Origin of the sequence: Chryseobacterium phosphatilyticum, assembly GCF_002899825.2 — a bacterium.
In the GTDB taxonomy this organism is placed as follows: Bacteria; Bacteroidota; Bacteroidia; order Flavobacteriales; family Weeksellaceae; genus Chryseobacterium; species Chryseobacterium phosphatilyticum.
Window position 1 is genome coordinate 1 of record NZ_PPED02000002.1, and the last position, 21,060, is coordinate 21,060.

The 21,060-nt window shown below is 36.8% G+C and carries 12 protein-coding genes and 1 rRNA gene; 3 read left to right on the forward strand and 10 right to left on the reverse strand.

Going from position 1 to position 21,060, the window contains the following annotated elements; all coding sequences use genetic code 11:
• From rrf to C1631_RS07250, 3 genes are all read left to right on the forward strand, one after another.
• Positions 1–72 (forward strand): 5S ribosomal RNA (rrf, locus tag C1631_RS25095); the annotation flags it as partial.
• A gap of 433 nt (positions 73–505) precedes the next feature.
• On the forward strand, positions 506–3,406 hold the full coding sequence (locus C1631_RS07245) for a SusC/RagA family TonB-linked outer membrane protein (RefSeq protein WP_109711504.1): 2,901 nt from the start codon (positions 506–508) through the stop codon (positions 3,404–3,406).
• Between the two features lie 15 nt (positions 3,407–3,421).
• On the forward strand, positions 3,422–5,317 hold the full coding sequence (locus tag C1631_RS07250; protein WP_109711506.1) for a SusD/RagB family nutrient-binding outer membrane lipoprotein: 1,896 nt from the start codon (positions 3,422–3,424) through the stop codon (positions 5,315–5,317).
• An 84-nt stretch (positions 5,318–5,401) separates the two neighbouring features.
• Here C1631_RS07250 and C1631_RS07255 read toward each other — a convergent pair whose 3' ends face one another.
• The 10 genes from C1631_RS07255 to C1631_RS07305 form a co-directional block, all read right to left on the reverse strand.
• Positions 5,402–5,974 (reverse strand): hypothetical protein, encoded by a 573-nt coding sequence (locus C1631_RS07255; RefSeq protein ID WP_109711508.1) that lies wholly within the window; start codon positions 5,972–5,974, stop codon positions 5,402–5,404.
• Positions 5,975–5,983: 9 nt separating this feature from the next.
• A complete protein-coding gene (locus C1631_RS07260; RefSeq protein WP_103250084.1) occupies positions 5,984–6,505 on the reverse strand; it encodes a hypothetical protein in 522 nt (173 codons plus the stop codon).
• Positions 6,502–9,246 carry a COG1470 family protein gene (locus C1631_RS07265; protein ID WP_109711510.1) on the reverse strand — a complete coding sequence of 915 codons (2,745 nt, stop codon included), beginning with the start codon at positions 9,244–9,246 and terminating at the stop codon, positions 6,502–6,504. Before C1631_RS07265 ends, C1631_RS07260 begins: the two co-directional genes overlap by 4 nt.
• Entirely contained in the window at positions 9,239–10,039 is an 801-nt protein-coding gene (locus C1631_RS07270; protein WP_103247478.1) for a WxL protein host-binding domain-containing protein, read from the reverse strand. The genes C1631_RS07265 and C1631_RS07270 overlap by 8 nt, the downstream gene beginning before the upstream one ends.
• Positions 10,040–10,133: 94 nt before the next feature.
• Positions 10,134–10,712, reverse strand: coding sequence for a hypothetical protein (locus C1631_RS24350; protein WP_103247476.1), 579 nt, complete (start codon positions 10,710–10,712; stop codon positions 10,134–10,136).
• A 196-nt stretch (positions 10,713–10,908) separates the two neighbouring features.
• The gene (locus C1631_RS07285) at positions 10,909–13,254 is read right to left on the reverse strand and encodes a phosphocholine-specific phospholipase C (protein ID WP_109711516.1); all 2,346 of its coding nucleotides are present in this window, start codon (positions 13,252–13,254) and stop codon (positions 10,909–10,911) included.
• 82 nt (positions 13,255–13,336) lie between these two features.
• A complete protein-coding gene (locus C1631_RS07290; RefSeq protein ID WP_103247474.1) occupies positions 13,337–14,857 on the reverse strand; it encodes a SusD/RagB family nutrient-binding outer membrane lipoprotein in 1,521 nt (506 codons plus the stop codon).
• Positions 14,858–14,874: 17 nt separating this feature from the next.
• Positions 14,875–18,033, reverse strand: a complete 3,159-nt coding sequence (locus tag C1631_RS07295; protein ID WP_109711519.1) for a SusC/RagA family TonB-linked outer membrane protein — start codon at positions 18,031–18,033, stop codon at positions 14,875–14,877.
• Positions 18,034–18,406: 373 nt separating this feature from the next.
• Positions 18,407–20,011, reverse strand: coding sequence for an autotransporter assembly complex protein TamA (locus C1631_RS07300; RefSeq protein ID WP_109711521.1), 1,605 nt, complete (start codon positions 20,009–20,011; stop codon positions 18,407–18,409).
• 146 nt (positions 20,012–20,157) lie between these two features.
• Positions 20,158–20,946 (reverse strand): SDR family oxidoreductase, encoded by a 789-nt coding sequence (locus C1631_RS07305; protein WP_103247472.1) that lies wholly within the window; start codon positions 20,944–20,946, stop codon positions 20,158–20,160.
• Positions 20,947–21,060: the final 114 nt, after the last annotated feature.

Here is a 21,060-nt window from a genome sequence, read left to right on the forward strand (position 1 = left end):
TTCCGAACACAGAAGTTAAGCCCACCAGCGCCGATGGTACTGCTAACGCGGGAGAGTAGGCCGCCGCCAGTTTTTATTTTATTTTTAAAAAGTCCTTTATCGAATGATAAAGGACTTTTTTTGTTTTTATCCCTACCCCTAAGAAATGAATAATGAGCAATGAATCACACGTCATTATCCATTCTCAACTCTCAACTTTCAATTCTCAATTCTCAATTATTTTTATCTCCGGTATTCTTTATTTTACCGAAATATATCAACCTTATAGTTTCTTATTAATTATATCATATCACTTGATGGGATTATTCCTTTATTTCAATTGTAGTGGATATTTTTGGTATTCCAAAATATTAATTTTTTAAGTATCAGTTTTTATTTTATAAGAATTTGATACGTTAACTTACATTGTATCAATGGTATTTATAGTGTTTCTATTTATTTTTTGGTGCTTTATTATTAAATACTGTTAAAATATTATATTTGCTCTAAACCATCGTGTATAAATATGAACAAATTAATAGTTAAGATTGGACTTCTCCCATCTTTGTTTTTTGGTCTCAATGGACTGTATGGGCAAAATACAGATTCTACGAAGGCCTCGAAAATTGATGAAATCGTTGTAACGGCTTATGGCGTTAAAAAGGAGAAAAAATCACTGGGATATTCTTTCCAGGATGTAAAAGGACAAACACTTGTTGATGCTAAAGAAACGAATGTTACGAATGCGTTAGCAGGTAAAGTAGCTGGGCTTCAGGTGATCAAAGGAGGCTTTGGACCGGGCTCTTCATCAAAGATAAACCTGAGAGGTTTTAATTCTTTTAAAGGAGATAATCAACCATTAATTGTAGTGGATGGTGTTCCATTGAGTAATAGTCTGGGTACTAAGCCTAAGCAGAATGATGGAGCATTTAACAATGATTTCTGGAATCCGGATCTGGATATGGGGAATGGTTTAAGTGATCTTAACTCCGAAGATATTGAGTCTGTATCCGTACTTAAAGGTGGTGCTGCTTCAGCGTTATATGGATCCCGAGGGGGAAATGGGGTAGTTTTGATAACTACAAAGAGTGGAAAGAAAAAAGGTGGGCTTGGAATTTCTTATTCTACAAGTTTAGGCTTTGAAACTATCTTTATGAAACCTAATATGCAGAAGAGCTTTTCTCAGGGAAGTAATGGGGTAGCTAATCCTGCTAACAGTGATAATACTACTTCATGGGGACCTGCACTTGATGAATCAATGAAAAGATATGATAATCTGAAAAGTTTTTTCAAAACCGGCCTCAACTCACAACACAATCTTAGCTTTCAGTCGAATTTAGGAGAAGGAACAAGTTTATATACTTCTGCAGGATATCTGCATGATAACAGCCAGATCCCCAATTCTAAATATGAGAGATTCAACTTTATGGCAAAGATGAATTCTACCTTTGGTGCCAATAAAAGATGGACATCTGAAATAAAAGCTCAATACATCAGTACAAAGGCTAATAACAGACCTTCCGGCGGTCAGGGAGATGGTAATTTTTATCCTGCTATTTTATTAATGCCACAGAATATTAATATTGCAGATTACCGTGAGGGGCAAACACAAAATAATATAACATCGCGTTGGATTACCCCCAATGGTATTAACCCTTACTGGTCTGCCTATAATAGCCTGAATGCAGATAAAAAAGATCGTTTTTTATTAAATGGTTATTTGAAGTATCAGTTCAATGATTGGCTAAGTTCGGATGTAAGATTAGGAACGGACTTTTATTCTTTAAACGCAGATGCTCGGGTGTGGACAGGCTCTTCCCGAAGAAACTCATATTCAACCAGCAATGAAAAGTTTTACGAAAATAACTATATCGCAAGTATTACGGCCAAAAAAGATAATTTATTTGGAAAATGGGGAGGATCTCTTTCGGTGTATGGGCAAATGATGGAAACAAGAACCAAAGCTCTATATTTTACTACACAGAATCTTATTATTCCTAATGCTTTTAATGTAAAGAATACAAGTGATAATGCGGCGGCGGCAAATTTTGAAGTAGATTTGTGGAAAAAGATCAATTCAGTATTTGCGGCAGCGGAAGTTAATTATGATGGATATTGGTTTATTAATGCAACCACAAGAACAGACTGGTCATCGACATTAGCTATTGAGAACAGATCTTACATTTATAACTCTATAAGCACATCTTTAGTATTAACTGATATGCTGAATAAAATGAATGGATTTAACTCCAAATTCCTGACATTTGCAAAACTACGTGCTGCTTATGCCGTAACAGGAAATGGCTTGGATCCTTATGAGTTATATAACAATTATACGCTTTCTACAGATCCGAATGGACATATTACTCTTAGCAGACAAAAAATTCTATACAACTCTAATCTTAAAGCAGAAAAACTAAAAACATTTGAAGTAGGTACTGATCTTAAGTTTTTTAACAGGATATCATTAGATGTAAGTTATTTCAATAATAGTGCTACAGGGCAGCTTATCGATCTACCGATGAACCCGCTTTCAGGTTATGAAAAAATGAAAATCAGTTCTGGAGGACTTCGCAATAGTGGATTTGAATTTGTTTTGAATACCGATATTCTAAGAAAGGAGAACTTTACATGGAATGTGAATGCAAACTTGTCATTGTTAAAAAGTAACGTTGAGGAAATTAACGGAAATGTCTCAAAGTATCCGATCGGAGGATTTGATAATGTAACATTTTATACTGAGGTAGGTAGGCCATATGGGGCAATATATGGTACGAAGTTTCTAAAGGTTGAAGATCCAAACAGTCCTTATTTTGGAAAACTTATTGTAGGATCAAACGGTTTGCCTCAGGGAACTCCTGATATGCAGTATTTGGGAGACCAGACTCCCAGATCTTTATTTGGATTCACCAGTAGCTTTGTTTATAAAAATATAGGCTTGTCCTTCCTTATTGACGGAAGAATTGGGGGCAAATTCTTTTCAGCAACCCAGTTGGCATTGCAAAAAGCGGGACTCGCATCAGATACTGCTCCCGGAGGACGAAGAGATAACTTTGTTCTGGATGCTGTAGTACAACAAAATGGAGGATACAGCTCCAATACAAAGGAAATTACCCAGCAGGATTATTGGGCAGCTGTAACAGCAGGAAACCTTGGAATTACAGAACAAAATATTTATGATGCTACCAATATCAGATTGAGAAATATCCAATTGTCTTACAATCTTCCTAAAAGTATATTTGAGAAAATGGCATTACAAAGTGCCAAGGTTTCATTTACAGCTAATAATGTCTGGATGATATATAGTAAAGCAAAAGGGATAGATCCTGAGTCTGTATTTGCTATTAATTCAAATGCTGTTGGATTTGAAAATATGGCATTTCCGACGACAAGATCTTATTTATTCACAATTACACTAGGCTTTTAATACTCAAATAACGTTATGAAAAAATATATTTTATCTTGCATTGCATTAGTTACATTATGTACGGCCTGCAAGGATTTTGAAGATATTAATAATAATCCGTATGCTGTCGATCTTAATAAGTCTGAACCGGAATACTTTCTTAATAATTCTATTCTTGGAGCACAGCAAGACCCGAATATAGCAGAGCGTGTATTCGTACTGTATTGGAAAACTGCGGGAAGACAACATTTGTCTACGGGTATTGCCGGAGGTACTTATGATGATTCGTGGACATCCGAATATTGGAGATATATCTCTGAATGGCTTAATAATGCGAACGCGGCTATTCAGGTGGCTAATGAAAAGAAGTCTCTGGGGCAGGGCAAGCCTTATTATGATAACCTTATTCAGATGTCAAGAATCTGGAGAGCTTATTTGATGAGTGAATTTTCCGATAATTTTGGACCTCAGCCAATTAATGCGTTCCAGGGAAATAATCCCACTTTCAATTCTGAAAAGGATGTGTATTATTATATTCTGGAAGAGCTCAAGGATGCTACGGCTAAAATGGATGTTAATCAACCGGCTCCAAGCAATACCAATGCTTATGATATGGTTTATGGATTTAAATGGGGACAATGGGTGAAATACGCAAACTCCATGAGAATGAGAATCGCCATGAGAATTGCTGAAGTTGATCCGGCAAAAGCAAAAGCCGAATTTGAGGCTGCAGCAAACTCCAATATGTATATCAGTAATAGTTCAGAGAACTTTACAGTGGCTGAAAAAGACGGCTGGAGTCCCCTATCAGGCGTTATGTCCAGAGAGTGGAATTCTCAGATTTTATCTGCTACTTTGAATAATATGTATATTGGTTTAGGAGGGATCAATTCTACAGATCAATTACCTACAACCCAACATGCGTCAGTCAAAAATTCAGATTATATAGGAATTAAATATGACGAGCAGTTTACTACGATGACTAATGATCCAAGTGCGGGATATTGGCTGGATGGACTTCCCAACAAAATAGATCCAAGGGCCTACAAAACATTCTATATTCCTGGAGATTTGACAAGTCCGGTATATTCATTGTATCCAACTTATACCAATCAGGCAACAACAAATTATGGTGATCTTACTTTTGCCGATAATTCTAAAATTACGGTGAACGCTGTAAATACCTGGAATGCTTATACTGTTGGTAACTGGGGTGTAAAAGGGCAAAGGAATGCCTTGAGAAATGTAGTGGGATGTATGCCTGCTTTAGGAAAGCAATACAGAGAAAGCAAGAACTCAAGAATATTCTTTGCAAGCTGGGAAACCTATTTCCTGATGGCTGAAGCAGCTTTAAAGGGCTGGGTGGTTCCAATGAGTGACGAAGCTGCCTATAATAAAGGGATTCAGGATAGCTTCGCCTATAATGGAGTTTCTCAGTTCTACGGGCAATATATAGCTTCTACAGATTATAACAGAGATGGAACCTCTGTTTCTTATAGCCATATCGCTGAACCGGGTGTGAGCCATACCATGAAATATAAAGATCCGGCTACCGGGAATCTTGTTTCTGTTAATATCAAATACCCTGTAAATACGATTTATAAGAATGGTTCAGTTAAAAATGATAAATTAACGAAGATTATTACTCAGAAATATCTGGCCAATACACCGTGGCTTCCACTAGAAGCATGGAATGATCAGAGAAGGCTGGGATTACCGTTCTTTGAAAATCCTGCTATAGAAACTCCGTTGGTGAATCTTCCTAATCTGAATTCAGGAAATTATATGACCAATTCTATCCAGAATTTCCCTCAAAGATTAAGATATCCAAGTACCTTTAGAAATACTGATCAAGCCGGATATGATAAGGCAATTCAGCTGCTTGGAGGTCAAGATGCTGTATTGACACCTCTCTGGTGGGCAAAACATTAAGTATATAACATAGAATAATAAATCCTTTTCAAGTGTTGAAAAGGATTTATTTTTTTATAGGGATCTGTTAAATAATCAGTTGTATCAGTTTGCTGCCACTGTGAAAACAACCCGTGTACTATATGCAGCAGCCGGAACGGTAACAGAGACGCCAGTTAGCTGTAACTGAAGATTAATATTGGAAAAATTGACACTATTCCCCAATCCTAAAAGTCCGGTAAAGGTTATCGTCACAAATGTTACATCCGTTGCCTGTGGTACTGAAGTATAGGTGGTTCCACCGTTGATTGTAGCAGTACAGGCAACACAAAGTCCATTAATGGTTGTTGTTCCACCTGTTCTTTTTGCGGAAAGAGCTAAAGAACTATTCCAGACAGTGGGGGTATGATGCATGGTAATTTTGGCACCTGAGCTTGAAAGAAGGTTTAGGAAAGAGCCCGGTAAAGAACCGGACATTGTTATCGGGTTGCTGGGGGTAATATTATCATACGTTCCTGCATAATTATTACCGGCCTCAGTAATAGAAGCAATAGTTGGAGCCCAGTTTCCTGAAACCGTTACTGTTTGTGCTTCCACAAAACCACTGATCACTATAAGAATAGTATATAGATATCTTTTTAGAGAAATTCCTCTGAGAAAAGGGCTATTCGTTTTCATGTTTCAGTTTTATTCTGTGATGGTATAAATGATGGAAACAGTTGTATTCGCCTGGGCAGATAAATTGGCATATGTTCCGGGAACTAATGAAATGGTAAGGCGATGTCCGTTATTGGCTCCATTACCTGTGTAAGCCCCTCCTATACCACTTATAATTGTAACTGGCGAGGTTGTAAGGGTAACTTGCGCCGCCGGCGTTCCCAATGTGCCACCACCTGATCCGGAAGCTGCCGCTGCCTGTACTCTTATATTTATTCCGGAAATAAGCTGGCTAACAGATGCTGTAATTCTCCTGGAAAGCCCTCCGGAAGCAATTGCAGATGTGTAGTTGACCCATTTTGAGGTGTTGGGAGTCGGATTTCCGAGAGCATTTCCTGCTTCGGTAGGTGCTGTAAAGTTTAACGTGATATTGCCGGCGGGTTCTATGTCCATTAAGGTAACCACAGGTAAGCTAAAAGTAATATTGGCCTGAGAATACAACAAGCAGGACAGCACAAGAGAGACTAACAATATGGAGCGATTCAGAATCATTTCTTATTTTTTATTTCATTATATCCAACCTTTAAAGATTCCTGTTGGTACTTGATTTCTATTTGTTGTTTGACAATAGTAATGCTCAATTTTTTTGTTTCGGCTGGTTGTAAAGTAAACTGAAATTTGTCGGTTGAAATTTTGTAACGCTTATCAAGCCCGTTTCGATAAAGCTTAACCGTCCAATCTCCTGGTCTTAAGTAGGTGAAATCAAAATCTTCACCTATAAAACAGATTTTACGATAGGTCTGATTATGACTAACAGCTTCTATAACGATACTTTCTTTTTTATTTTTCTTTTTTCTGGCTTGTAATGCTTCAATATCTGTCTGGCTTTTTTCTTCTGTTTCCATAAATTGGATATGTCCTTGTACACTGGCTGCGGTTGTTAATCCGAAATTAAAGGTGTTCTCTTTATTAATAAGAGAAACGGGCGCCGGAAAAACACGTGTCGGGATATCATTGATTTCAGTGGTTGAACGGTCGAGTTCCAGGAAGTAATTTCCGGGAATTACATTTTTAAATATAAAATCTCCATTTTGGTCCGTAACAGACAAATAGCTTCCCAGCATTAATCTTACCCCTTCAGTCTTTTTGATTCCAAGGTTGCTGATATTACCGGATAAAGAGGTGTATTCTGCAGTTTTTTGCACAGGAATATTGGGACGCCAGGTATACCTCAATGAAAATATAAAATCTTTATCCCCGATTTGCCCCCGTTGCAATGAGTATCTGCCGGAAAGATCAAGCTCATTTCCGGGAAATAACTGTTGGTGAAACAGAAGTTCAAATAAATTTCTATCTTTAAAATAATCTTCAGGAATATAATTGTTCTGGTAAAAAACACTCAGGCTCGTTTTATCAGAGAAACGGCTTATAATCCTTGCTCCATAATACACTTGCTTTTGATTCTGGAGTTGATATCTTGAAGTAGTACCATAACTTCCGAAGACATTAAAAGAAGTCCTGAATTTTTCAAATGATATGTTCGCCGAATATAAACTTGAATTTCCATTAAATCCGGTCAGATAATTATCTGTTTTTCCAAATTGTCCTTCAAGATTTACCTGAAATAAACCAATGCGCTGATCTACAGTCACTCTGAAAAACCGCTCAAAATAATCAAACTGTCTAGGTTCTAAACGATCCTGATACTTTTGATATCCGTTAGTTGCTACAATAAAACCGCTTGGCAGATATTTATATTGAATACCATATTGTAAAAATTTTCTGTATGGAGCAGCCAGAAATAAAGTATCTCTCTGAAAGTTCTGGGCGTCCTGCATATAGTTGGCAACAAGGCTAATCTTTTCAGTTAGTTTATATTGAATATTTCCACTGAATGTACTGGTATTGGTAAAATATCCGGCAAAATGCGGGCTTGCTTTCATATACATGAAATTTCCCGTGAGTTTCTTAAAATTAGCTTCAGCCTGAACCAAAAAAGCACTTCCATCAGTCTTTTCTGTCGTACTATATGCAAATTCACCAGAAAGATTAATATTTTTAGAGATCTTAAATTTTCCTTTGACATAAGGAAGATGAGCTTCAGAGCCTAATCTGACATTTCCAAAGTTGGATTCTTCCTTTCTTGGCATTTTGTAAAGGTATCCTACAGCTATTTCCGATTCTTTTCGAATTTTAAACGCTGAATAAAAATTAAATTCATCCTTAATATCTCTGAAAAATCGGGGATGATTGTAAAAACCTCCTAAACTTACTCTATTAAAATCATACCGGATCTCCGCACCACGTCCATACCTTGCAAACTCAGTTAAATAAGAAGAGGAATATGTTTTGTCACCGAGGTGAACAAAAAGATGATCACGTCGGTAATTCACAAAATATTCTTCATATTGAGTAAAAGTATTGAGCTCAACAGGATTATGAGTGACCGCACGAAATTCAATCTGGTCCTTATTTTCCTTATCGAGGCTTCCTTTTCCATAGAGTTCGCCCTGGAACCCGTCATGGTATTCTCCCATATTTTTCATTCCGACAAAAGATAAGGAAGCGGCAATAGGAAGTCTATGATAAATGTCTGTATCCTGAGGTTTAACGGATATAATTTGAGTACTTATGTATACACTTTGATTTTCTTTCGGGTTCTCTGAAGAGTATACCGAAAGATTTAGGTTCTGAAATTCATTTTGTCCGAGTTCCGGATTCGTGATCTTATGGATGGATATTGTCCTTGTCTCATTGGGGGCCAGGGTAATTGTAGTATTGTCATCCACAACCCCATTTTTACTTTCGAGAACCAAATTTTCTGTAACGTTTCCGTTATTTTTCAAAAGAAATGTAGCCCGTATTGTTTCCCCGGCTCTTATAAAATCGGGATATTCAAGAGGAGTAAGAGAAAGTTTTCTGTTTCCAAGAACTCTGATTGTGGTGGTCTTGGTGAACGCTATTCCTGAACTTTTATCAGTTGCCTGAAGAGTCACTGAATAATTTCCCTGAGATGCTTCGGAAGAAATACGTAATGGAATAATATAAGTCGTATTTTGGTGGGCAATGATCTGAAATTCTCCTCTGGCCAGAATAGGAATAATATGTGGGCTTGAGGTAGCGACTGAAATATCATAGGTTTTATCTTCATCATAGCTATTTGCCAATGCAAAAGAAATAGAAGTAGATGTTCCCGGTATTAAACTATCTTTTTTACCCGCCATTTGCTGCTGGGAAAAAATACATACCGGAGATAAGAAAAGGATTATATATATAGTCCAGGTTTTAATCATTTTTTACTTCTAGTTCCACATTCAGTGCAAAAGCATTTTCATCCTCATCGGTAGTTATGATGACGGCTTTGTATTGGCCGGGTGGTACTTTGCTGATATCTATATCAAATGTTTTGGATGTCTGAGGTAATAAGCCCATAGCCAAACCTGAGAAATTCCCGATTTTTTCACCCGTATTACGGTTGTATATTTCAATAGAAGCTGTAGGTCTGCAATACAGATTACCTTGATTAGCAATCGCAATTTTTGCTACCTGCTTTTTGTCTTGTTTTTCTATTTTAACCCCTTCAAATTTTAGATCAGGTTTGGCTTTTTCTGCATCATAATCTGTAATAACCTGAATGGCATAACGGATAACAGAGGTAATATTTACTCCTGGTTTATCATTGGTGGGTTTTATATCTTCTACAGGTTCCACGATAATCACACTCCAATAACTACCGGGATCTACAGACTTATCAGGTACTGTAATTTCATAAAAAATTTCTGTTTTTTCTTTCCCTTTAAGCGTTACGAGATTCGTGTTGAGTTTGATCCAGTCTCCATTGGTTCTGCTATTGGTATGAAGGGCTGCATAATGGGTTGTTCCATTGGCCTGATACGTGAAGTCCTGCAAATATATTTTAACATTCTGAGGATTGACACTTGTATTTTCAATCGCAATTTTTCCTTTATAAACTTTTCCGCTTTCTACTTTGTAGGAATGCGTAAGACCATTGAGCACCACTATACCGGCATGTAAAAAACAAAACTGCAAGATCAGGGAGGTCAAAATAAGGATACGCTTTATCATACTCATGTAAAGTTTAATTAAATAGATGGTAATAAAAACCCGGAAGAAACTGATAGACAATTTCTTCTCATTTGGTTTTTAAGGTAAATTTCTTCTAGTTATCTGATATAGTATAAGTAACTGTAGCTACTGTAGTTGCCGTTGCCTGTAAATCAGCATAAGCGGCTACGCCACCGGGACCACTTCCTGCAGCCAGTGCATACGTAAGATTATGGCCGTTATTGGCACCGTTACCTGTGTAAGCACTTCCAATACCTGAAATGATGGTCTGATCAGCTGCACTTAATGTTAAAAGTCCTGCAGATGTACCCAAAGTACCTCCTCCTGAGCCCGTAGCTGCAGCCGCTGTAACATGGATATCAACCCCCGGAATAATAGCGTTCATTTTTACTGTAACATTACGGGTTGGATCTGCAACAGATTTGATAGAGGAATAATTCAGCCAAAGGGTAGTATTGGCAGCACTTGCAACAACCGGATTCCCAGCTTCAGTCGGAGCTGTAAATCCTAAAGTAAGGTTTTTTGTAGCGGCAGGCTCAATGTCTACCAATGCAACTTCGGGAACAGAAATAGTGATTGTGTGATTGTCTGTATTTGTATCCTGTGCAGTAATATTTCCGGATACGACAACTGCGAATAATGACAATGCAATCGTTAAATTTAATTTTTTCATGATACTGATGATTAGTTAAGTGAATATAACAAAATTCGATATATTATGAAAAAAATATCCTTTATTTTTTATATTGTTAAAAATAAATACCTTGTATTTGAATATGATTGATGAATTATTAAGTGTGTTTTCCTTTATTTAAAAGAAAATCCTGTACATTTTGTACAGGATCTTTTGTAGAGTTATATAATTTCACTTAATTCCAGTGAGGGTCGGAAACTGAGATTTTTCCGGTTTCTACCCGTCCGGCAAAGTGCCAGATATGGCTTGCAAAGCTTACTTTCAAATCATACCAGCCCTTATTTTTGTTCAGATCAATTGTTATTTTCTCTTCATGCTTTTGCTGAGAGATTGTCTTTTTGCTTTTTTCGTACAGATCTTCTATGGTAATGAAGGCATTTGTTTTTTTATGGTTCTTAAAGATCAGTTCAACCTGGTTTTTGCCTGGTTTATTCACCAACATTACTTCCAGATCTGGGGTTGTATTTCCTTTAAATTTCCTGAAAAATCCATTAGGCCCAAAAACTTCATAATCGTAAATATCTGAATGTACAGTATGTGATAATTCCTGTTGAGCATACAAAGCATAAGAAAAATGATAATTATTGGAATTCAGCTGGTTCTTGTCATAAAGCAGTAAAGGAACTCCATTATCTTTCAGGTTGGTCATCCTTATCTTGCCATTCTCTAAATTCACATGGAAGTTATACGGAAGAGGATTAGATGGTTTTGTCCCTCTTTCCTGAATGTAGAGAAGCTGGTTGTTCAGTTCATTTTCTGTATACCACTTCAGATCAGGTACAGGTTTATTTTTTGCTGCATTGATGATTTTAGCAAAATCTTTTTGATTTAAATAATCCATCTGTGGAGCTTTCACATCAGTAGAATTGAAAGCAGAAGTAAGGTCACCACATATTGCTCTTCTCCAGTCACTGATATTATCTACATGAACATCCTTCTTGAATTTTTTCATGATAAACTTTTCCAGAAACTGTAATACTGAAGTATGATCAGACACTTCAGAGTTTACAAAACCTCCTTTTGTCCATGGAGAAGCAATAATCATGGGTACTCTATAACCCAGACCAACTGTTCCTTCAATTTTTTCATGACTTTGTAATGATGGATCAGACATATATTGCTGAGATTTATGCACATATTCTACTCCTTCTTTCCCGTTCATATCCACAGGTTGACTTGGGTTCATCGGTGGTGCAAAAGGAAGAACATGATCAAAGTATCCGTCATTTTCATCGTAATTGATGATAAATATGGTTTTTTTCCAAATTTCAGGATCTTTGGTCAGAATATTCAAAACCTCTGAAATATACCATGCTCCATACCATGGAGATCCTGGATGATCTGAAAAATGTTCAGGAGCTACCAGCCACGAAACCAAGGGGAGTTTTTTCTCTTCCACATCTTTTCTGAACTGGAATAAGACATCACTTTTAGGGACTACCAGTCTTTCTCCGGTTTCATCTTTTCCGGTTTCAAGATTCCAGTAGTCGGGATCATTGGCATTGGTGGTAAAAGCTTTCTCATGAAGATTTTTCTCCGTTTGTGAAAGTTTTGAGTAATTATCCGGATGGTATATCACCTGATCTTCCTGCAATTCGGAAATCATCGCTTCAATTTTTTCTTTCCGGTTTGGATTTTTTGTGATTTCCTGCTTCAGATAAGCAATGATATTCGGGATATTCTGATAATATCCTTTTGAGAATTTGACGTTATATTTTGAAAACCATTCAATAGGGTTATCTGTAAAGTTGCTGAGCCAGGCTTCCTGTTCTCCGGACATTCCTTTTGGCAGACTTATTTCATTCTGATAAATACGCCATGATACTTTCTGTTCTTCTAAGATTTCAGGGAAACTTTTCCATTTTGCCTGACGAGCTTTATCATAGTCAATATTGTCATTATAAACATTCGCTTTTACCTTTCCATTCTGTTGTTCTCTTAATGTTCCCGACCAGTGGAAGAGCCTGTTTGGCGTTGTTCCGGTCAGTGAAGAGCAGAAATACTGATCAAATATAGTAAAGGCATCTGCCAGTTGATAATAAAAAGGAAGATCTTCACGGTTATAATAGCCTAATGTAAGGGGGATATTTTTGTAATCTTTATTTCCGGAAGCTTTTGCCTGAAGCCATTGGTCGTATTTACCTTTATTTAAAGCTTTCTGCTGATTGTCCCATGAGTGGGGAAGTGAGCTCATCCAGGTAGATTTTGTGTTTCGGAGATCCAATCGGGCAGGAGAAGCATATTTTCCGTTGTCTCCTTTTTGGAAGAAAACGGAATGACCATCCTGTTTTACAAAAGCTCTTTTATCTAAAAAGCCACGGACTCCTTTAAGCGTACCAAAAGCATGATCAAAGGAGCGGTTTTCCTGCATCAGAATAACAACGTGTTCTGCGTCATAAAAAGTGGAATGAGCAGTGGGTTCAATAGCTAAAGCTTTTAAAATAGACGGGTGAAGAACGCTTGAAGTTCCTAATCCGGCTAATAAAAGACTTGATTTTTCTAAAAATTCTCTTCTGTTCATGTTCAATCGTAATAATAAAGAAATCGCAAGTTAAAAGGATTTTCCTGCGATTTCTTTGTTTTATATAAAAATAATCAGTTTTTTATTGTAGCCACCAGGGTTTAGCGTTGATATTATCATTTCCTCCGTATTGAGCAGCAAGAGCAGCCTTCAGGTTCGTGCTGTTATAATTGTATTCTGACTGAGGGTATCTGAATCTGAATGGTGCCGGAACCCCTGCTTTCAGTGGGTAGTTAGGATATCCAGTTCTCAGGTAATCATAATAAGAGGTCCATTGTGACTGGTGGAACATCGTCATGTATTTTTGAGTCATAATTTTCTCCAATTGTGTCTGTAAAGAAGCCGCATTATCATACACTACCAATGGTGTTGTCAGATATTGGTTTACATCAAATCCTGTGAAATATTGTCCCGGATTTTTTACATAGGTTTGGTAAAAAGTGAAGCTGGCCTTGATTCCGTTGTCATAATGCGTTTTTGCAGATCCTGAAATCCACCCTCTGGCTGTTGCTTCTGCAAGGATAAATTCAAGTTCCGGATAACTTAAGATGGAAGAAGGTTCATTTGTTGGATCTTTGTAGAAACGGTCGTTGACCTTTGAAATGTTTTTTGCTGTAATCAGTGCAGCGTTATCAGAATAAGGAGAAGTAGGATTTCCACCATTGTATCCGCTGAAATCCGTGATTGCCTTTCCTGCTTCCTTAGCTCCGGTAGTCTGTGCTGCAAAGGTAAATAATCTTGGATCTTTTCGGTCTTTAAATAGATTGATGAAATAGTCGGCCATGTATAAACTAGATCCATATCCACTATTATTAAACATAGTATATCTGCTATCTGCTGCATCGGCAAATTTAAGCTCCCCATTGTCCGAAATTGAGGTCATTAAAGGTTGGCTGCCTGCAATTGAAGCAAATTCTGTTGCGATGGTATAACTTCCTACTGTAGTTTTTTTAGATAAAGTAATTAGAACTTTCAAACGGAATGAATTGATCAGCTTTTTCCATTTTGAAGCATCGCCGTTGAAAATAATATCGCCTTCAATTTTATCATTGGTATTGATCAGATCATTGGCTTCTTTTAATTCTGATAAAATTCCGGACATGATAGCTTCCTGGCTATCATACTTTGCTTGTGTAATTCCGGATTCTCCTTTTACGGCTTCAGAATAGGGAGCACTTCCAACTTTTAAGCTCGTATTAAAGAAATGATAAGCTCTTAAAAATTTACCAATGGCTACATAATTTTTATTATTTCTTTTTTCTGCCTCCTGCATCATTTTTACGGTATTCAAAAGCTCTCTTGTATACACTTCAAAGGAAGCATCATTCCATTTCATATACTGATATTTATTTTCTCCATCAGTACCAATCATCATTCTTGAAGCATACATATTGTCTCCATCTACCTGGAATGTATATCTTGAAACATAAGTCAGTAGATATTTAGGATCAATACTGGCCTGATCGTTAGGGTTTTCATTGATTGTATCAAGGTTGGATTCACATGATGTCAATGCGAGTACTCCTGCAGTGAATACTGCTGTGAAAAGCCTTTTTGCTTTTTTACTTTTTTGTTCTTTTGTATTGAATATATTATTTTTCATGTAATGTCGACTTTAAATTAAAACTTAAGATTAAATCCGATTCCGAACCATCTGCTTGAAGGATCCTGAATGTCATTAGCTATATCTCCCGTTCTTCCGGATCTGATCTGGAAATCAGGATCGGAATAAAGGTTTTTCGATTTTTTCCACATGGCCAGATTATAAGCAGAAATGTTGGCTGTGAAGCTTTTTACCATTCCTTTGGGATTCAATAAATAAGAAAAATCATATTCCAAAACTACAGATCTTAGCTTGATGAAAGTTCTGTCAAAAACATTCGCAAACTCTTCACTTTCACTTTGTGTTACTCTGGCCTGGTACGGATAGTTCTGTGCCCAGTCCTGGAAGCTTATGGCTTTAGTATGCGGAGTATATAGGCCTGTTGCAGGATTGTAATTTACCCCATCCGGTACAAAATAGTAGGTTCCCGGATTGGCATATTCCTGATCTCTGTAAGCTACGGAGTTCGGATGCTTTCCTCCCCACCACATTTTTTCGACAACCTGAGATCTCATAATCCCACCGATGCTTCCATCGATTCCGATATTAAGAGTGAATTTTTTATATTTGAACGAGTTGTTGATTCCAAAAGTCCAGTCAGGGTTAAAGTGTCCTAAATTGGTTTGTGTATTCGCTCGGGTTGGCATTCCTGAATTGGCATCCAGAATAACTTTTCCATCCGGAGATTTTTGCCATTCATAATCATAGTAGCTGTCCATTCTTTCGCCCAACTTGATGTTGTTATAATTGGGCATATTATCATAAATGGAAGTCAGCTTTTGTTCATATGTACTCCAGTTGATTAAAGCTTTCCACGTAAAATCAGAAGTTTTTACAGGAACCAAACCAAGGGAGATCTCAAATCCTTTTGTTGTATACTCATTCCCATTAACATATTGAGAAACGAAGCCGGAAGATTCAGCACTAGGAAACTGCAAGATGTTGTTATAATCTAATGTTCTGAAATACGTGGCATCTAAAGTAATTCTATTCTTCAGGAAGCCTGCGCTTAAGCCCAATTCATAGGATTTTGTTTGCTCAGGTTTCAAAGAATTTTCTACGTTAAGGATGGTAGGATAGTAAAAAGTAGGATTACCGTTAAAAGTAATTCCCTTATTGTTCAAATAATAGTTTCTGATAGAATATGGCTGGAAGTCATATGCCACTTTTGCCCATGAAGCAGAGACTTTTAACATATTGATAGCCTCAGGCATTTTTATCAGATTAGAAATTACGGTACTGATAGAAGCCGAAGGATAGAAGTAAGATCTGTTGGCCTTAGGAAGTGTAGAAGACCAGTCGTTACGTCCGGAGAAGTTAATGAAAAATGCATTATACAAGCCGATATCAATCGTTGAATAGGCGCTGTAGATCAATTTTTCCTTCAGATATGTATAATTTTTAAGCGCTCCGATAGAGTTATCGAAAGAGTACAGTTCCGGAACTTTTAATCCATCGGTAGATCTTTCATTCTTATTGTTTTTATAATAAAATGCAGAACCTCCGGCATTGATGGTAAAGTCAAAGTTTTCTGATATTTTCTTTTTGTAAGTTGCCAATACATCATAGTTGAGATTCCATGTCTTGGAATCATTTACGATATATCCACCACTTCTTGGTGCACTATAATTGAAATAAGAATAAGGACTGAATATTTCCTGTTTATTATGGTTTTCAACAATGGAAATTTTTCCTTTTACAGAGAAGTCCTGTGTGGCTTTATACTCGAGTCCTGTTTGGGCGTTGATGATATTGGTTCTGTTCTGATTTTTGTAATATTCCGCTCCGAACCATGGGTTGTTGTACCACGCATAGTTCCAGTTGGCTTGCTGTCTTCCTTCTTGTCCCGGAACCCACATGTGATTTTTAAGATCCTTTCCGTTCACATCACCACCCATCCATATCAGGATCGTATACATATGCCCGCTGGGATTATAATCGTAGTTGGGAATATTAGGAGTAAAAGTCTGGTTAAAGTTGAATTTAGTATCAAAAACGAATTTATCTCCAAAATGATTTTCCGAGGAAAAATTGACCCCATATTTCTGCAAATAAGAATTAGGAACCCTATCATCATAATTCATGAAATTTCCTGATAGCCTGTAGACATCTTTATTATTTCTATAGCTGATCGCAAAGTTGTTATTATTGATCACGGCAGGTTTTAGGAAGGTGTTTAAGTTATCATGGTACTTCCAGTCAATAGGAACCCTTTCATATCTAGATTTGTCATTATACTGTGTACCTGTTACAGCACCATACCAAGGGATTACCTGTCCTGTTGTTTTATCTCTGATGGGACTATTCCATTGGGCGATCTGTAATCCGGGAGTAAACTTTGGACCCCAGATCATATCTCCGTCATTCACACCACCGTCGGCTCCGTCCCAGAACTCATATTTTCCATGAGAACCATTTCCGTATTCGGTCTGTGTTTTCGGAAGGTTGGTAAACCCTCCTGTAATCATTGTGTTTTGAGAAAATTCGATAGAAAAACCTTTCTTTTTAGCACTTTTTGTAGTGATCAGAATAGCTCCATACCTTCCTCTTGAACCATATAGTGCAGAAGCGGTGGCTCCTTTCAACACGTTGATATTTTCAATATTATTCGGATCCAGGTTTTGGAAAACTTCTTTTTCTACGATGACACCGTCAATCACGAAAACCAGGTTTGAGTTTCCTCTCAAAGTAAATTGAGGTGCCTGCTGCATTCCCGTTGGATTGGATACATTCAGACCAGCAACCTGTCCGGAAAAAAGGTTTCCGATACTTGGGGTAGTAATGGTTTCAAATTGTTTGGTTCCTACTTCCTGAGTAGAATATCCGATTTTTTCTTTCTTTTTAGCAATACCTAATGCAGTAATGACTACGCCTTCGATTTGCTTTTCATTCGTTTTCTTTAAGACAACCAAATACTGTCTTTTTGAAGAAACCTCCACAGTGTAAACAGAAAATTCAGGGGAAATGAATTCAAGAATGTCTTTCGGATTGGCAGAGATGGTGAAATTTCCATTGTCATCTGTTGTCGCTGTCTTACCTGTGTTTTTATCGGTGATGTTGACACCTGAAACACTTGAGCCATTTTCGGATTTTACATTCCCGGAAATATTGATCTCCTGAGCAGTAAAATAAAGGGGTAGCAAAAAAACGGCAAAAGTAGCTAAAGTTCTCTTCATTTTTTTGAAGGCAAATTTAGCGGGACATTGTTACCTAAATTTTAAGGACATATTAAAATAAAAATACGATTTAAGCATTTTTTAACAGAAATAATTAACACAATGATAAAGTCAGAAATATCTTGTGTAAAGGTGTTTTTGCTTTATTATATGGAACTGGAAGCTGGAAACCAGAGGATGGAGGTTTTTGAAGTATTTGAAAACGACTGAAGCATATCGTAACAACTATTTGTTAAGACTGGAAGCTGGAAACCAGAGGTTTGAAATTTAAAACAACTGAAATACATTCCATTAGCTTTTAATAATAAGATTACCACTAAATAGAGTAATACTATAGTAACTTCAGGCTTCCTGCATCCGGCTTCCCTTCTTTTTAAAACCTACTCAGGATTCCCCAATGTATTTTTATATCATTGAACTTGAAAGGATTTCCAAATTCATTACCATTAGATAGCTGGAAACTCATCAGGCCAATGGGAATAAAGAAGTTGAAACCCAGCCCTACACTATAAAGTTTAGGTTTGACGTTAAGAGACTTATTATTAAGCTGCCCATATTGGCCAAAGAGATCAAAAAAAGCTTGGCTACCGATGAGATAACGGTATTCAAGACTTCCATAATAATAGAAATCAGCAGCGAGTGAGTTTTCATTAAAACCCCGCATAGAGTTCCATCCTCCGAAACGATATAATTCGTTGGCTGAAAATTCCATTTTAGAATCCATCATAGCACCTTCACCCTTTATGTTAAGGAAATGATTGCCCCCGATATGATAGTTATGTTCCCCGAAGAAGTAGAACTGGTTTTGTGTAGATTTGATATTCCCTTTCGTATACGTCGTTGTTAAAAAGTCATAGCCAACATTAATTTTTGTTTTATACATGAACAGATCAATATCCGTTGGTTCAGTCATTTGGTACCAGATCCCGATTCCTCTTTTGTTATAATCTTTTCCGGCAGCATACAATGAATCCATGATCGTTGAGGTTTCCAACGTAGCTCTAAAGCCTATTTTGTTTCGGTTGTTGATATGGTAATAAAATGCAGGAAGGAATTTTACATTGGCGAAAGTAGAATCCTGTCTGTAAATATTCACCTTTGCATTCATCCCGACATTCGATTTGAAAAGATACGGGATATCGACCTGCAGATCAAAAGTCTGGCCTCTATCCGGATTTCTTTGCCAATATAAGCTTACCGCTTCAAAGCCGTTAAACATATTCCTGAAATTGACATTCATTGTACCGTTGAGGGTAAATTTGTCTTTTTTATCATTTCCGAAACCAATAACCCCATCAAATGTATTGGTCTTTTTCTTTTCAAGGAATAAGTAAATACTTGTGGAGTCTTTGGTGAATAATGTTTGTGGCTGTCGTTCCAGTGTCAGGAAAGGATGACTCTGAAAGTTTTTATTAATGGCCAGAAGGTTTTTATCATCATAGGTCTTACCTTTAAATTCCTTCTCCAGATTTTTGATAAATCTTTTGGGAACCTTTTCGTAACCTTTTACCACAAACCCGTCAATTGTTCTTTTATCATTTTTATTGATATCCAGCTCTACAACGGGAAAGCCATTTTTTTGACCTTTGTATTTAGATTTAATCCGGCTGAAAGAATATCCATCATCAATATAACTTTTGTTGATGCTTTTCTTGGTAGAGTCTAAATTTTTAGTGAAAAAATCTTTCTGAAGTTTTAGCTTTTGAACAATACTTTCTGAAAGATCAACATAGGTCTGGTTGAAATTTTTTCCTTTATCATAAAATATTTCTGTGCTGTCACCTTTTACCTTTACCTCTTTCAATTGGGTAAAGAAGTAATTACTTTGAGCCAGAGAATCCAGAAACTTGACAGCAGAGATAGAGTCTTTAGCTTTTTTTCTGACCTTGGTTTCAGTGTCAATGAGCCAATACTGTTTTTTCTGCGCTTGTACAAAAACGCAGAGGAAAACAAAAAATATTTTCAGAAATAACTTCAAGGCTAAATTTATTTAAATCATTAAGAATTAAGTTGCATTCTGATTAATCATTCTGAGCTTAAAAGTGAAGCCATCCTTACTATTCTTCACTGCTTAATATCCCTTAATGGTTTAAATACAGTTAATAATTTTTTAAATAACTGAAACTAGTCCAGTTTATTATATTTCTTCATTAAATTCTCATAGGTTCCCTGCGGAAGAATCCATTTCAAAGGAACTCCGATTTTCTGCCCGAATTTACCAAAATAATAATGGGCTTTCCACTTATTCTTTGATAAAAGCTTTTCAATATATACAGCTACTTCAACGGGATCAGTTCCGTCGTCTACATGAGAATTCATCAGGGAATATACCTTATTGAAGATATTTTTATAGGGTTCAGAAACCTTGGCAATTACCCTATTTTCTGCAATATTGGTTTTAATATCACCCAAATGAAGAGAGCACACCTCGATATTCCATGGATAAACTTCATACCTCATGGCTTCCGTCACTTTATCCAAAGCTGATTTAGAGGCTGAATAAAATCCACGGAAAGGCAATCCCATTTCACTTCCGATACTGGAAATATTAATGATTTTTCCAAATTGATGTTCTCGCATTTTAGGCATTACCGCACTCATCATCTGAACGGAACCAGCCAGATTCAGGCTAAATAGTTTTAAAATATCCTCTTTGCTAGAATCTTCCACGGCGCCCACCATACCCATACCGGCATTGTTGATAAGAACATCAATTCTGGTCTCTGTTTGTAAAATTTCTGCAATGGCATTCTGAACAGCCGTATTGTCGGTCACATCTGTAGGGATAGATTTGAAATATTGACTTTCCGTACGCTTTCTGCTCAAACCATATACTTGGTGCCCTTTTTTACCAAAATATTCGGCGAGCACAAATCCGATTCCTGATGAGGTTCCTGTGATGATAATGGTCATGTAATCTGTATGATTTTAATTTCAGCAAATGTAAAAAAAGAAAAATGAACTCTGTTATTTATTATATCTGAAAATATACTCTTCATTATTATCCCAGTTGATTATAAACTTAAA

What these genes read in the sequence shown, in the direction of transcription:
- C1631_RS07245 (WP_109711504.1), top strand. Translation starts at nt 506, where the DNA reads ATGAACAAATTAATAGTTAAGATTGGACTTCTCCCATCTTTGTTTTTT.
- C1631_RS07250 (WP_109711506.1), top strand. Translation starts at nt 3,422, where the DNA reads ATGAAAAAATATATTTTATCTTGCATTGCATTAGTTACATTATGTACG.
- C1631_RS07255 (WP_109711508.1), bottom strand. Translation starts at nt 5,974, where the DNA reads ATGAAAACGAATAGCCCTTTTCTCAGAGGAATTTCTCTAAAAAGATAT.
- C1631_RS07260 (WP_103250084.1), bottom strand. Translation starts at nt 6,505, where the DNA reads ATGATTCTGAATCGCTCCATATTGTTAGTCTCTCTTGTGCTGTCCTGC.
- C1631_RS07265 (WP_109711510.1), bottom strand. Translation starts at nt 9,246, where the DNA reads ATGATTAAAACCTGGACTATATATATAATCCTTTTCTTATCTCCGGTA.
- C1631_RS07270 (WP_103247478.1), bottom strand. Translation starts at nt 10,039, where the DNA reads ATGATAAAGCGTATCCTTATTTTGACCTCCCTGATCTTGCAGTTTTGT.
- C1631_RS24350 (WP_103247476.1), bottom strand. Translation starts at nt 10,712, where the DNA reads ATGAAAAAATTAAATTTAACGATTGCATTGTCATTATTCGCAGTTGTC.
- C1631_RS07285 (WP_109711516.1), bottom strand. Translation starts at nt 13,254, where the DNA reads ATGAACAGAAGAGAATTTTTAGAAAAATCAAGTCTTTTATTAGCCGGA.
- C1631_RS07290 (WP_103247474.1), bottom strand. Translation starts at nt 14,857, where the DNA reads ATGAAAAATAATATATTCAATACAAAAGAACAAAAAAGTAAAAAAGCA.
- C1631_RS07295 (WP_109711519.1), bottom strand. Translation starts at nt 18,033, where the DNA reads ATGAAGAGAACTTTAGCTACTTTTGCCGTTTTTTTGCTACCCCTTTAT.
- C1631_RS07305 (WP_103247472.1), bottom strand. Translation starts at nt 20,946, where the DNA reads ATGACCATTATCATCACAGGAACCTCATCAGGAATCGGATTTGTGCTC.